Source organism: Pedobacter alpinus (genome assembly GCF_042684645.1).
Classification (GTDB): Bacteria; Bacteroidota; Bacteroidia; order Sphingobacteriales; family Sphingobacteriaceae; genus Pseudopedobacter; species Pseudopedobacter alpinus.
The window spans coordinates 42865-58311 of sequence record NZ_JBHULV010000003.1; the positions used below are offsets into that span (position 1 = coordinate 42865).

Below are 15447 nucleotides of genomic sequence, written 5' to 3' on the forward strand. Positions count from 1 at the left end.
TAATGAGAAAGGCTTTTTTAATAGTTGATGACTTAAATTTAGACTGTTTAGTTGCAGAAGGTATTGTTAAAAAAACTGGTATTTGCGACAGTTATAAAATTTACAATAACGCTATACAAGTATTAAGCGATATAAAACAGGGTTTAGTAAACTATGATGGTTTAACTGTAATACTATTAGATATAATGATGCCTGTAATGACAGGTGTTCAGTTTGTAGAAGAATTTGAAACGCTACCTTTAAATCTGCAAAATAAGTTCAGGATAATTGTAGTTACAACTTCTTTAGATAAGTTAGATTTAGCTCAAATGAGTAGATTTAACTCTGTAAAAGCAATTTTAAATAAACCTTACAGCTTAGATGAATTAAACATCATTTTAAACAAATTAGTTTAATTTATCCTCAGGGCTTTATTCTCCAATGCTTGCCTCTAAATAAAAATTAAATCCCCTTTATTACCTCTTAACCTAGGGTTGATGAATTTTAATCAATTTCTTAAAAAAGAAATCCATATAAAAACCTAATCTTTAAATTTATCTTGCGAATAAGTGATCTCTGTTTTATAATGAGGTACAGGATTAAAATTTTCATCAATATTTACAAAAACAATCTTATTTATTGTTAATATACTTTGGCGAGTAATTTTATTTCTAACTTCACAAAACAAGGTTAGCGAAGTTGTGCCAAAATCCGTAGCAATAATACCCATTTCAATAATGTCACCTTGTCTTGCCGAACTAACAAAGTTAATTTCAGACATATATTTTGTAACCACTTTTTTATTATCTAACTGGCACATTGCATAAATTGCCGCTTCTTCATCAATCCACTTTAGTAAGCTACCACCAAACAAAGTACCGTTTGGATTTAAGTCTTCTGGTTTAACCCATTTGCGGGTGTGGAAATTCATTTTATTCATTATATCTAAATTTAATATTATTCAATTATTATACAACGATAAGGATTTTAATTTTTGATTTAAAAATCAGAGTCTATTTTAATTGATTTATGAAACGTTTATTGTTTCAGTGAGGATATAAACCAAGCCAATTATGTGAAGATATTAGGAACCAACATTTAAAAATTTAGTGAAGTTTAAACCTAAAAGAATCACAAATTTATAATTTGATAAATTTTGAAGTGACTTTAAAGATGTTTTTAAAATAATTTTTAATTTTTTATAATAAAGACAATATTTAATCATTCGATTGATTTGTTTTAATTATAAATATTTTATCTTAATTATAAATATTTATTTCTTTTATATAAATTTTTATAAAAAACAACTCTTAATCAGTTAATTTTAAATCTAATCTATTTAATTATATTAATCTAACTATATATACTGTATAATTTTTTTTAAAAAAAATTGTTTAAACAAGTAAAATGTTTCTATATTTGTAAGGCCCTCCCAAAGGGCATGTTTTTCATAGGTAGATGTAGGGTCGAATATTTATATTCGGCCCTTTTTTGTTTTAGAACCTTTTAGTATTTACATTGTTATTGTGTTATGGAAAAGAAAAAAATAATTGTAGCAATTACAGGTGCAAGCGGTTCAATTTATGCTAAAATTCTATTGCAAAAATTAGAAGGTTTGAAAAACCAGCTAACAGATGTAGGCGTAATTATGTCTGATAATGCTAAAGATGTTTGGACTTATGAGTTAGATGACGAAACTTATAAAAATTTTAGTTTTAAATTTTACGATAAAAATGATTTTATGGCCCCTTTTGCTTCAGGTTCGGCAAAGTTTGATACCATGATTATTGTTCCATGTTCTATGGGAACAATGGCTCGTATTGCCGGTGGCATTTCTAATGATTTAATTACAAGAGCTGCCGATGTAATTTTAAAGGAAAGACGAAAACTGATATTGGTTGCCAGAGATACACCTTTAAATTTAATACATATTAACAATATGAAAACAATTACAGAGGCAGGCGGAATTGTATGTCCAGCTGTTCCTTCTTTTTACAGTAAACCAAAAACTATTGAAGAAGTTGCTGCAACAGTTGTTGATAGGGTCTTGGATTTGTCAGGTTTTAAAACCGATAGTTACCAATGGGGAGAAGAAGAAGCTTAATTAGTTCAAAATTTATATCTTTGCAGCCAATTTTATTATGAATAAAAAAGTTGCATTTTATACGTTAGGTTGTAAATTAAACTACTCCGAAACTTCTACCATAGGCAGGCAGTTCACAAAAGCAGGTTTTGATACTGTTGATTTTACCGAACCAGCAGACGTGTATATCATAAACACATGTTCTGTTACTGAAAACGCAGATAAAAAATGCAGAAAAGTTGTAAAAGAAGCCTTAAAACATTCTCCAAATGCATACATCACAATTGTTGGTTGTTATGCGCAACTAAAACCGCAAGAAATTGCCAATATTGAAGGTGTTGATATAGTTTTGGGTGCTGCAGAAAAATTTAGAATTGTTGAATTCATAAGCGATTTAACAAAAAATCCGAAAACTATTGTTCATAATAGTCCAATTAAAGAAACTACAGAATTTGTAGCATCTTATTCTTTTGGTGACCGTACGCGTACATTCTTAAAAGTGCAAGACGGTTGCGATTATTCATGTACTTTTTGTACCATCCCACTAGCTAGGGGCGAGAGTAGAAGTGATACCATTGCAAGCGTTGTAAAACAAGCAGAAGATATTGCTGCTTCTGGAATAAAAGAAATTGTTTTAACAGGTGTTAACATTGGCGATTTTGGCATTAGACTAGGTAAAAGAGAAGATAAGTTTTTAGATTTAGTTACTGCACTAGACGAAGTAGAAGGTATTGATAGAATTAGAATATCATCCATAGAACCTAATTTGCTCACCAATGAAATTATAGTTTTTGTTGCACAAAGTAAAAGGTTTGTCCCACATTTTCACATCCCATTACAATCTGGGTCTGATAAAATTTTAAGCTTAATGCGTAGAAGGTATAAAAGAGATTTGTATCTGGATAGGGTAAATATCATTAAATCTTTAATGCCCGATGCTTGTATTGGAGTGGATGTTATTGTTGGTTTTCCGGGAGAAACAAGAGAAGATTTTATTGACACCTATAATTTTATAAACGAACTTAATATATCTTATTTACACGTATTTACGTATTCTGAAAGGGAAAACACACCTGCAAAAGATATGGAAGGGGCAGTGCCGGGGTCGCAAAGATCAGACAGGAGTAAAATGCTACATATTCTTTCTGAAAAGAAAAGAAGGGCTTTTTACGAAACCCAGATAGGTAAAGATGCAATTGTTTTATTTGAAGCCGACCATAAAGAAGGTTATATGCATGGTTTTACACAAAACTATGTAAAAGTAAAAGTCAAATATGACCCCGTTTTAGTTAACGAATTAAAAAACGTAAAATTAGATGCTATTTTACCTGATGGAGACGTGAGTGTAATTGAAGCTGTTGAACAATTAAACCATTAATTAAAAAATCAATTTCATGTTTCCAACCTTATCACACCTTATTGATTATCTATTTGGAATAAATATTCCCTTACCCATTCAAACATTTGGTTTTTTTGTCGCCATGGCTTTTATAGCGGGTTATTGGGGTTTTTCTGAAGAGTTAAAACGCAGAGAAAAATTAGGTCAGGTGCATCCTGTTAAAAGAAGCGTTGTTATTGGCGAGCCTGCTTCCATCTCAGAATTGTTTTTTAACGGTTTGTTTGGATTTTTAATTGGGTATAAAATACTTTACGGATTACTAAACTATACTGCTTTTGTAAACGATCCTCAAGGTTTTATTTTATCTACAGAAGGAAATTTTATAGGAGGACTTTTAGTAGCAGCCGTATTTGCATATTGGGCATATAGTGAAAAAAAGAAAGCCCAATTACCAAAACCAAAAACGGTAACAGAAGTTGTACACCCATACCAAATGATGGGGACTTTTATTGCTTATGCTGCAATTGCAGGTATTATTGGCGCAAAGGTTTTTGATAATTTAGAATATTGGGATAGGTTTATGGAAGATCCCATCCAAAACTTACTTTCTTTTAGCGGTTTAACTTATTACGGAGGTTTAATTTGCGGCGCAATTGCAGTACTTTACATTTCGCGTAAAAATGGCATTAAACCTATTCACATGGTTGATGTTTCTGGGCCAGGTTTAATGTTGGCTTACGGTGTGGGTAGATTGGGTTGCCAATTAGCTGGTGATGGCGATTGGGGTATTAGCAATACCAATCCTAAACCAAATTGGCTTTCTTGGGCACCAGATTGGGTTTGGTCTTTCAAATACCCACATAATGTTATAAATGAAGGTGTGCCAATACCAGGTTGTGATGGTAAATTTTGCAGTGAATTAGCCGTAGCAGTTTATCCAACACCACTTTACGAAGCAATAATTTGTATTTTATTGTTTTTCTTCCTTTGGTCTATTCGTAAAAAAATTAAAACGCCAGGCGTTTTCTTTTGTATCTATTTAATTTTAAACGGAATAGAGCGTTTTGCTATTGAATTAATAAGAGTTAATTCTAAATACCATGTAGGTTCATTTGCTTTTACACAGGCCGAATTAATATCAACACTTTTAGTTTTGGGTGGTGTAATAGGTATTATCGTAGCTTATCAGTATGATAGGAAAAGGAAAGTGGTTGGTTAATGACAGATATAGCGGATAATAATATATTTCATAAAATTTTTCAGTACAAAGCTGTTCGTTTTTTTCTGTCTGCTGGTGTGGCAACTTTAGTAGATGTTGTAATATATTTTATAACTATCAATTATATATTTAGCCATCAAAGGGTTAAATTCCTTAATTTAAGTGCTAGTGCTCATACATTTACTTTAGTAATTTCTTACAGCTGTGGTGTTATCATTAATTTTTTATTAACTAAATATGCTGTTTTTAGCGAATCTAATGTTGCAACTAAAAAACAATTTTTTAGGTTCTCTTTAATTGCGTTTTTAGGTTTTTTTGCTAATTATGGTTTGCTTAGGTTTTTTGTGGAAATATTGGAATTATATCCAACTTTTTCAAGAATTGCATCGGCTTTAAGCTTAGGAATTGCCAGTTATTACGTACACAAATTATTTACTTTTAAAGTTAAAGAATAACATGAATTACGAAGCTTTGTGCCAACAAGTTATAGCTATAGCCAAACAAGCTGGACATTTTATTTTACAAGAATCAAAAGGTTTTAGTGCAGCAAAAATAGAATACAAAGGCTTAAATGATATGGTTTCTTATGTTGATAAAACAGCTGAGAAAATGATAATTGAAGCATTAGCTGATATATTACCAGAAGCAGGTTTTATTGCAGAAGAAGGTACATCTGATAAAATAGGAGAGACCTATAATTGGATTATTGATCCGCTAGACGGAACTACAAATTTCATACATGGCATACCAGCTTTTGCTGTAAGTATTGCGCTTAAAAAAGATGATGAATTAGTAGTAGGCGTTGTTTATGAGATAAACCAAGACGAATGTTTTTATGCATGGAAAGGCAGCCAAGCATATTTAAATGGAGATATTATCACTGTTTCTAACAATAAGGATTTAGAAAGTTCTTTAATTGCTACAGGCTTTCCTTATTACGATTTTAAAAGACAAGCAGATTATGTAAATTTGTTTACTGATGTGATGCAAAAATGCCATGGTTTAAGAAGAATTGGAGCAGCATCTGTTGATTTAGTTTATACCGCTTGCGGCAGATTTGACGCTTATTTTGAATATAATTTAAAACCTTGGGACATAGCAGCTGGTTTATTAATTGTGCAGCAAGCCGGAGGAGAATATTTTGATTTTGATGGTGGTACAGATGCGTTAAAAAAAGGTGATATTGTAGCTACAAATGGTAAAATATCTAAAGAGTTAAATGGTATAATACATAGTCATTTTAAAAAATAGAATATGGTAAAGAAAATCTTAATTGTTACAGCTATTTTTTTGGTTTTAATTCAATTCGTGAAATCAGAAAAAAACATTGCAGAAGGTGCACAACCCAATGCAATAACTACTAAATATCTAATTCCTGATTCTGTACAACAAATTTTAAAGGTTGCTTGTTACGATTGTCATAGTAATAACACCAAATACCCTTGGTATAGTGCAATACAACCTGTTGCTTGGTGGTTAAATGACCATGTAAAGGACGGCAAAAAACATTTAAATTTTGATGAGTTTACCACTTATACGTTAAAAAGACAAGACCATAAATTAGAAGAAGTTATAGAAACCCAAGAAGATCGTTGGATGCCTTTAGAGTCTTATTCTTTAATACATGGAGATGCAAAGTTATCTGAAACTCAAAGAAAAGTAATTATTGATTGGGCTAAAGAAACAAGATTAATTATTCAATCAGATAGTTTATTTGCTTTATCGGCTAAGAAGTAAATTATAAAATAACCTTAAAAAAAATGGTCAGTAATTTTTTACTGACCATTTTTCTTATTAGATATACTATTTAAAAATAGTTAACTAAGTCCTCCCATTAAGCTTCAATCTCTTACCTTAGGCGCAAAATCTCTTTGTATTAGTAAGACCCTAATTTTTTTACTATCAAATGCAAATAGTATACAATCTATAGCGGTTAATAATAGTTTTAAAGACAGTTACATTTCCGAATCTTAAGGAATATCATAACGAAAGCGATTTACAAAAGGTTTAATTACACGACTAAAATTTTATAATGAAGATTGCAAGAATTGATGGAATGCAATTAACTTCTCAATAAGCAAAGTAAATGTAGATTGAATTTTGTCGCTGTATTTACCAGTCAGTCAGATTACAATAAGGCACAAAACTACTAGACAAATTAAAAGGTAGATTAAAGAAGGAAGGAAATGAGTTTGTCAAAAAATGTAACAAACTGGAATTTGTAGCAAGCGATGGAAAAAATACCTGATAGATGTAGCATATACCGAAATCATTTTTCGTTTAGTTCAGTCAATCCCTTCTCCTAAAGCAGAAACTTTTAAATTTTGGATAGCCGAAAATAGCCAGTGAGCGAATTGATGAAATAGAAGAACCAGAAATTAGACCACTTGATAGATACTTATTTGAGAAAAGGTTATTATAAAGAATAGATAAATATTCTCTGTATTTAGCATTACTCTATTAATTTTATTTAACAACAATAACTATAGTGGGATAAGAGAATATAATATACTTTATCTTTCCATTAATTTTGATCATATACATTATTTCTCTTTATTTAGCAAAAACGAGAGAGTAGAACAAAACATAACAAAGAATTGTTAAACTTCTTTTCTAAAACATCCTATTATTTATTCTCTCTATTTTTATATTAAAAGGATGAGGAAAATAAGTTATAGTTAGAAGCAAAAGTAGTTTAGAGAAAAAAATATTTCTTTAGTTGCAAAAAAAAAAAAATATCGAATGGTGTTGGCTCCAAAACAAATAGTGGTTTTAAAAATTTGAAAAATAACAACTATTTTTGGAGGTAATAAATGAAAGACTATTAACTCACTATTTTGAATGAGAAAAATTATAAACTTTATTTTAAGGACTTTACAGAATGGTTAGAGTCATAGATTATCGTCTAGAGTTAAAAGTAAATTTCCTGAGAAATATCAACTCTTGGAAATTGAAACCAAAAAAAATCAATATATGTTGTAATTAATAGTAAAGATTAGATTATTAGCAAGTTTAATCTTCCTTAAGTTGGTGCGAGCTTTTTAGCTCTCAACTAGTTTAAGTGCTCCTATTTTAGGGGCACTAAACCTTTAATATTAAAAATGAAGACTGTGTCCCAGAAAATTGCACCAACAAAAATTTAAAAGTAGTGGGTTAATACTCTCAAACAGAGTGTCTGTTTTTTTAAAATATTTAAATAATCTTATCAGAACATTTAACTATTTAGGAGTTTATGTTTAGATTTAATTGTTGAATTAATTGTTTAAAACGGAAAAATTAAATTCATTTTTATCAAATTTTGGAAAATATACTTGAAATTGTAAATCATTGGAAAAAGAAAATCTTAGCTAAAGCATTTAAGTATAATAATGGTTTTTTCGAGTTTCCATACCAATTTACACACCCTAAATTATTGGTAGAATCCGCAAAGTCTTTGCCTTTCACGCATTATTATCCAAATGAACAAGTATTAAAAACCAATACACTATTTTTAAAAGCGGCTTTATATCATTTTGAAATTGAAGAAGGATTGTGGGTTATTATTTCTGATTGTCATTATAAAACAAATTTGGCTTTTATCAACAAAGACCAAGTAGTCACAAAAGGTTTCTATAATTTATCTTATATCAGTTACAGTGATAAAGATGATAAAAAAGGAAATTTAAACGGTCACACTATAATTGATAAAATTTGGACACTTTATCATCCGGGGGAAGAGCTAAACGCTTATCATTACAAAGATTCTAGTAATTTGATTATTTGTTTTTCTTTTGACGAGGATTGGTTAGAAAGAAACTTTTCTATATCCAAGCTTCATGATAATCATCCGCTTAAGGTTTTGTTTAATTCAGAATTAAAGTATAATCCGTTTATTAGAAACCCTGTTCTTGATGCTCAATATAAAATTGAACAGCTGTTTTCAGGAATCAAGTCTATAAGTGAAGGAGAATCAGCTAAATTCTTATTTAAGTCAAAATCATTAAGCCTTTTAGGAGAGTTTTTTGAGGGTATAACTAAAGATTTAACAGATATTAATTTTTCTTTAGAGGATAAACGTATCATGATTAAGATGATTTATTATTTAGAGGAGAATTTATTGAAAGATTTTCCTGGCATTGTTTTTTTGGCAAACTATACCAACACCTCGCCAACTAAGGTTAAAACCCTCTTTAAGCAATGGTTTGGGATAAGTACCTTAAAGTGGTTTAGAAGTAAACAAATGGATTTAGCCATGAAATTATTAAAGGAAAATAAAATAAAGGTTAAAGACGTAGCTTATACGATGGGCTATACCAATGCTAGTAAATTTACTTTAGCTTTTAAAAACTATCATAACACCAACCCTTCAAACGTATAAATAAAGCTGAAAAATAAAGTAATAGCAGGATTTATCCACAATAAAAGAAGCTTTTTTAGCTTGCTTTTGTTGTGTTTTTCGCAAAATCTGTTAAGAGTACAAAATTTTAGTATAATACTGCCTTTAAGATGAAGCTAAATTCGCAAAAAGAGGTTAAAAAATTTATGTTTTTAAGCATTTTTATGTCAAATAGTTCATCCTGATTATATCTTAAACTATCATTTCTGCAATTATTTTTACTTTCTGTCCTTTTGGGCTATATCTACGTCTTTTTGGGCTACATGAATTCGAAATGATAGCCTACTTTTATCTCATAAAAGTTTAACATACTTTTTTATGAAGTATTTAAAAGCTTTTATATCTCTCTTGTTTTAAATTTTATACGTTTTATGAATTCAATTTTTACTTGTAAATCTTTCTTTAAATTCAGAGTACATAAAGTTTTAATCTCACTTTTCGCTTTAATATTTGCTTCCATTAATGTTAGCGCACAACTGCCTACAATCAGTTCTTTCAGTCCTTTAAGTGTCAAGCCCGGTGATGTGGTAACCATAGCAGGAACAAATTTTAATACCACAACTGCAAACAATGTGGTGTTTTTTGGAGCAACCAAAGCAACTGTTACAGCGGCAACAGCAACCAGTTTAACGGTAACAGTGCCTACTGGAGCAACTTATGCTCCAATAACTTTGTTAAACACTGCAAATAGTTTAGTCGCACAAAGTTCAAGAAAGTTTAATCCTATATTTAGCCCAGCAAAAGCAAACATTACCACCTCAGACTTTTCACCAAAACAAGATTTTACAACCGGCACTAATCCTTTTTCTGTTGCTATTGGTGATTTGGATGGCGATGGTAAGTCGGATTTAGTAGTGGCAAATCTCAACTCAAGCAATGTATCTATTTATCGTAATACTAGTACAAGCGGAGATGTAAACTCCGGGTCATTTGCAGCAAAAGTAGATTTTGAAGTAAGATTTTCCCCAGTTTTTGTGACTATTAGCGATATTGATGGAGATGGAAAGCCCGATTTAGGGGTAGTTAACCAAGGTTCAAATAGTATTTCCATATTGCGCAATACAAGTACAAGTGGAAGTATCACCTCTAGTTCTTTTGCCACAAAAGTAGATTTTAACACTGACGGTAGCCCTGCGACTTTAGCTATTAGCGATTTAGATGGAGATGGTAAACCTGATTTATTAGTAACCAATCAATTTTCAAACATCGTATCAGTCTATCGTAATACCAGTACTAGTGGAAGCATAACAACAGGATCGTTTGCTGCAAAAGTAGATTTTCCTACGGAAGATACTCCGGTTTCAGTAGCTGTAGGCGATTTAGACGGAGATAACAAAGTTGATTTTGTAGTAGCTAACCGAGGTTCTAACAATGTTTCTGTATATCGCAATATCAGTACAAGCGGTAGCATTAATTCAGGTTCATTTGCTACTAAAGTAAATTTCACAACTGACTCTAATCCATTTGCAATTGCTATTGGAGATTTGGATGGAGATGGGAAGCCCGATTTAGCAGTGGCAAATCGAGGATCAAACAATGTTTCTATTTTACACAATACTAGCAGCAGTGGTTCTATTACATCAAGTTCTTTTGCAGCAAAAGTAGATTTTACGACTGCAAGCGCTCCGTTCTCTATTAACATTGGCGATTTAGACGGGGATAGTAAACCCGATTTGGCCGTTGCTAATTCAAGTTCAGCAAGTATTTCTATATTTCGCAATACCAGCGCCAGCGGGTCTATCACAACAAGCTCATTTGCAGCAAAAGTAGATTTTGCTACAGGCGACTCCCCACTTTCAGTAGCCATAGGAGATTTAGACGGTGATAGCAAAGCAGATTTAGCGGTGGCTAATTTGGGTTCAAATAGCGTTTCTGTATTTCGTAATACAGATGTACTCCCTCCAACAATTACCAGTTTCACACCTTTAAGTGCCAAACCAGGAGATGCAGTAACCATTACTGGAGCAAACTTTAATACCACAACTACAAACAACGTAGTATTTTTTGGAGCAACCAGAGCAGCAGTAACAGCAGCTACAGCAACTAGTTTAACGGTAACAGTACCAACAGGCGCAACTTATGCGCCTATCACAGTGTTGAACACAGGGAGTAGTTTAGTGGCGCAAAGCTTAAGTAATTTTAATCCCGTATTTAGCCCAGCTAAAACAAATATCACCGCCTCAGACTTTTCGCTAAAGCAAGATTTTGGTGTTGGATCAGGTTCACAAGTGGTATTAACGGGAGATTTGGATGGTGATGGAAAGTCGGATTTATTGGTTCGGGGTACAACTTTTGTTTCAGTATTTCGCAACACGACTAGCGTAGGCAGTATTACAGGATCTAGTTTTGGTACTAGGCAAGATTTTGAGGTTGGTAGCTTTAATGTCTCAACATCAGAACCATCATTGACTTTGGGAGATTTAGATGGCGATGGGAAGCTTGATTTAGTTGCAGTTGTTGGACGTTCTACAGTTGGTGTATTTCGTAATACTTCTACTAGCGGAATGATTAGTTTTGGTACTAGACAAGACTTCGCTGCTGCTGACGGGTTCCTATCTGTTACCTCAGTTGCTGTAGGTGATTTAGATTTAGACGGTAAAATAGACATAGCAGCAGGTTATAATGATTCATTTCTTGATTCAGATATTATTTCGATATTTCATAATACCTCTAGCGGGACGATTAGTTTCTCTACAAGACAAGACATACCGTTAGGTGTAGGTACTAATATATCATCATTAGCGATACAAGACATTGATGGGGATCAAAAGCCTGAACTAATCGCATTAGACAGGTCAGAAAACCAAGTTTCGGTAATACCTAATACATCTTCAGTTGGCAGCATTAGTTTTGGAGCTAAACAAGATTATGCAACCCTAGGAAATGAATATTTAGTAAAGACGGCAGATATTGATGGAGATGGTAAGCAGGATATATTAGTATCATATTTAAGTACTGTCGCTAATGTATCTGTGTTGCTTAATACTTCTAGTGTAGGGGCAATAGGTTTTTTAAGTAGGCAAGATGTGATTGTTGCGCCTAGTGCGGCTTATGGATTTGGAGTAGGAGATGTAGATGGAGATGGTAAGCCGGATGTTGTAACAGCGAATCCAGGTTCAGATTTAGCATCAGTATTTCGTAACACCTCTACAAGCGGGAGTGTGAGCTTTGCTGCAGCACAAGCTTTTACGACAGGGGATTCTCCACGTTCTGTGGTGGTATCAGATTTAGATGGTGATGGAAAGTCAGATATTACAACGGCAAATATTACATCCAATACAGTCTCTGTGTTGCGTAATACAGATGCGGTTCTCCCAGTTTCCTTAGTGAGTTACCAAGCTAAACTCCAAACAAATGGAACAGTACAATTAAACTGGCTAACCGCATCAGAAACTAACAATAGCCATTTTGAAGTTTTACGTTCTACTGATGGTATAAATTTCAACTCCATTGGAAAAGTAACTGGCGCAGGAAACTCCACACAACAAAAAACATACAATTTTATAGACCCTATACCTACTATGGGCAACAACTATTACCAATTAATACAACACGATAATGATGGTAAACAAACCGATTTAGGAATAAGAGTAATTAATGTGTCCTTAAAAGAAGATGAAGTAATAATTTATCCAAACCCAAGTAGTGGCTTAATTACGGTTAGTTTTGAAGCAGGAGCTTATCAAAAACTAGAACTTATAGATTTATCGGGTAGAGTACTTATTTCAAAATCGATCTTAAAACAAAATAGCGAAGCCAATTTAGATTTAACAAGCCTAGCAACAGGAATTTATAGTATAAAGCTAAGTGGAGAAGGAAAAATAGTAAGCAAACAAATTATTAAACAATAAAAAATCAAGCATCTGTTTCTTTTTTAGAAACAGATGCTTTTTAATGCTTTTCAATCAAAAAAAGACTAAACACCCTGAAATCAATTTTTAAAATATGAAAAAAGCACTACTCCTTTTTACATTAATATTTTTTAGTGCCACTCTTTTAGCGCAAGTACCCACCATTACTTCCTTCAGCCCTCTAAACGGCAAGCCCGGTGATGTGGTAACCATAACAGGCACTAACTTTAATACCACAACTACAAACAACGTAGTGTTTTTTGGAGCCACTAGGGCAACGGTTACAGCAGCCACAGCAACTAGTTTATCGGTAACAGTACCTATTGGTGCAACTTATGCCCCAATAACTTTATTAAACACCACAAATAATTTAGCTGCGCAAAGCTTAAGCAACTTTAACCCAATATTTAGCCCTGCAAAGCCGGGGATTACTACAGCAGATTTTACAACAAATGAAGTTTCAGATTTAGGTTCAAATCTTGTTGAATTTGTTGCTTCAATAGCCATTGGTGATTTAGATGGAGACGGAAAATCCGATTTAGCTTTTGTCGGTGATGGTTTTATTGCAGTTTCACGTAATACATCTACCCCTACAAGCAGCAGTTTTGCACCTCTCGTCTATTTTAATATATTAAACCCTATATCGTTAGCAATAACTGATTTAGATGGGGATGGGAAGCTAGACTTAGCAGTTACAAATATAACTTCAACAGTTAATGTTTCTGTATTTAGAAATACAGCCACCAGCGGGATTTTAAATGCAAATAGTTTTGCCGCTCCTGTAGATTTTGTACTAAATAATAATACGCCGAGGGCAGTGGTATCGGGTGATTTAGATGGGGATGGAAAGCCAGATTTAGTAGTAGTTAGTGAAAGTACATTTCAATCGTCTTTCTCAATATTAAGGAATACTTCAACTGCTGGTAGCTTTACCTCTAGTAGTTTTGCTCCTGTAGTATTTGTTTCCACTACAGTACCTTCTTTATCAGCGACTATTGGAGATGTAGATGGAGATGGAAAGCTAGATTTAATTACCGCAAATAATGCAAACAGCAATGTTTCTGTATATAGAAACACTTCTACTAATGGGAATATCACTTTTGCTGCTCCTGTAAATTTTGGTACAGGACAAACTCCTCAACAAATTGTAATAGGAGATTTAGACGGAGATGGTAAGTTAGATTTGGTAACGGTTAATAATGCTTCAGAAAATATAACCGTATTAGCTAATATTTCTACTATTGGCAATGTTTCTTTCGCAATTGGTGTTAATTATACAACTCTATCCAGACCTGAAACTGTTGCAATAGCAGATTTTGACGGAGATACAAAGCCAGATTTAGTGGTTGGTAATAGAGACTTTAGATCTTCTGTATTTAGAAACAATTCTACAGTAGGAAGCATTAATTTTGCAAATAAAGTAGATTTTAGTATGACAACTAGACTCAACTCTACCGTTGCAGGAGATTTAAATGGTGACGCAAAGCCTGATTATGTAAGCGTAGGTTCTTTAAATTTATATTCACAAATTTTAGTTTCATCAAATGTAAGTTCACCTCCAGCCATCACCAATGTATCATCTACAATAGCTAACGGTAGTTATGTGGTAGGAGCGCAGATTCCTATCAGTATCACATTTAATGAACCTGTAAATGTTACGGGTACACCACAACTTACTTTAGAAACAGGAGCAATAGATAGAGTGGGAAACTATGTTTCTGGAACAGGAACTAATACATTAACTTTTAATTACACGGTGCAAACAGGTGATGTAAGTACAGATTTAGATTATGTTTCTACTACGTCATTAGCATTAAACGGAGGTACAATTGCAAGTGTTTCAAGCACTCTAAATGCTACGCTTACTTTACCAGCACCAGGGGCAGTTGGTTCATTAGGAGCTAATAAGGATATTGTTATTCCTAGTACCTTGCCTGTAACTTTAATAAATTATACAGCTAAACTAAACACCAATGGCATTGTACAATTAAATTGGTTAACCGAATCAGAAATAAATAATAGTTATTTTGAGATTCTACGTTCTACAGACGGTAAAAACTTCAATACTATTGTTAAAGTATTTGGTGCAGGCAACTCAACACAACAAACGCAATACAATTATACAGATCCTACACCAATCAGTGGCACAAATTACTACCAGTTAATACAATACGATAAAGATGGTAAACAAACCGATTTAGGAATAAGAGGGGTAGATGTATCATTCAGCTTAAAAGAGTTATCGGTTTATCCTAACCCAGCAAGTAGTTTAGTTAATTTAAGTTTTGATGCTGAAGTTTATCAAAAGGTGGAAATAATTGATCTAACAGGTAAAATGTTAGTAAATGAAACTATTAATAAACAAGAAAGTAACATCAGTTTAGATATTAGTAAGCTGGCTACTGGAGTTTATAACATCAAGTTAACTGGCCAAAAAAAGGTAATAACGAAGCAAATTGTAAAACAATAGCATAAATTAAAATGTTAGCAAAGAGTCTGTTTCTTAATTGAGGCAGGCTCTTTTTGTTTTCATTCATCTTGTCATTTATCTATCGCTGATCATACATAACCCTTATAGTGCTTCCTTAAGCTGTTACGAGT

General features: G+C 32.6%; 11 protein-coding genes. 10 read left to right on the forward strand and 1 reads right to left on the reverse strand.

The features are described from left to right. The first annotated feature begins 2 nt into the window (after nucleotides 1–2). On the forward strand, nucleotides 3–395 hold the full coding sequence (locus ACFSSE_RS00485; protein WP_379041194.1) for a response regulator: 393 nt from the start codon (nucleotides 3–5) through the stop codon (nucleotides 393–395). A gap of 125 nt (nucleotides 396–520) precedes the next feature. Here the strand turns inward: ACFSSE_RS00485 and ACFSSE_RS00490 are convergent, their stop codons facing one another. After that, nucleotides 521–910: an acyl-CoA thioesterase gene (locus tag ACFSSE_RS00490; RefSeq protein WP_379041195.1), complete on the reverse strand. Its 390-nt coding sequence runs from the start codon at nucleotides 908–910 to the stop codon at nucleotides 521–523. A 600-nt stretch (nucleotides 911–1510) separates the two neighbouring features. Between ACFSSE_RS00490 and ACFSSE_RS00495 the strand changes: the two genes are divergently transcribed. The 9 genes from ACFSSE_RS00495 (at nucleotide 1511) to ACFSSE_RS00535 (ending at nucleotide 15316) form a co-directional block, all read left to right on the forward strand. Next, a complete protein-coding gene (locus tag ACFSSE_RS00495; RefSeq protein ID WP_379041196.1) occupies nucleotides 1511–2083 on the forward strand; it encodes a UbiX family flavin prenyltransferase in 573 nt (190 codons plus the stop codon). A gap of 37 nt (nucleotides 2084–2120) precedes the next feature. Then, a complete protein-coding gene (gene mtaB, locus ACFSSE_RS00500; protein ID WP_379041197.1) occupies nucleotides 2121–3440 on the forward strand; it encodes a tRNA (N(6)-L-threonylcarbamoyladenosine(37)-C(2))-methylthiotransferase MtaB in 1320 nt (439 codons plus the stop codon). Between the two features lie 16 nt (nucleotides 3441–3456). Next, nucleotides 3457–4620: a prolipoprotein diacylglyceryl transferase gene (locus tag ACFSSE_RS00505; protein WP_379041198.1), complete on the forward strand. Its 1164-nt coding sequence runs from the start codon at nucleotides 3457–3459 to the stop codon at nucleotides 4618–4620. Then, nucleotides 4620–5075 (forward strand): GtrA family protein, encoded by a 456-nt coding sequence (locus tag ACFSSE_RS00510; protein ID WP_379041199.1) that lies wholly within the window; start codon nucleotides 4620–4622, stop codon nucleotides 5073–5075. Before ACFSSE_RS00505 ends, ACFSSE_RS00510 begins: the two co-directional genes overlap by 1 nt. Nucleotide 5076: 1 nt before the next feature. Beyond that, nucleotides 5077–5871, forward strand: a complete 795-nt coding sequence (locus tag ACFSSE_RS00515) for an inositol monophosphatase family protein (RefSeq protein WP_379041200.1) — start codon at nucleotides 5077–5079, stop codon at nucleotides 5869–5871. 3 nt (nucleotides 5872–5874) lie between these two features. Continuing rightward, nucleotides 5875–6357, forward strand: coding sequence for a heme-binding domain-containing protein (locus ACFSSE_RS00520; protein WP_379041201.1), 483 nt, complete (start codon nucleotides 5875–5877; stop codon nucleotides 6355–6357). Between the two features lie 1561 nt (nucleotides 6358–7918). After that, entirely contained in the window at nucleotides 7919–8977 is a 1059-nt protein-coding gene (locus tag ACFSSE_RS00525) for a helix-turn-helix domain-containing protein (protein WP_379041202.1), read from the forward strand. A 389-nt stretch (nucleotides 8978–9366) separates the two neighbouring features. Beyond that, nucleotides 9367–12846, forward strand: coding sequence for a T9SS type A sorting domain-containing protein (locus tag ACFSSE_RS00530; protein WP_379041203.1), 3480 nt, complete (start codon nucleotides 9367–9369; stop codon nucleotides 12844–12846). Nucleotides 12847–12940: 94 nt separating this feature from the next. Continuing rightward, entirely contained in the window at nucleotides 12941–15316 is a 2376-nt protein-coding gene (locus tag ACFSSE_RS00535) for a T9SS type A sorting domain-containing protein (RefSeq protein ID WP_379041204.1), read from the forward strand. Nucleotides 15317–15447 lie beyond the last annotated feature (131 nt).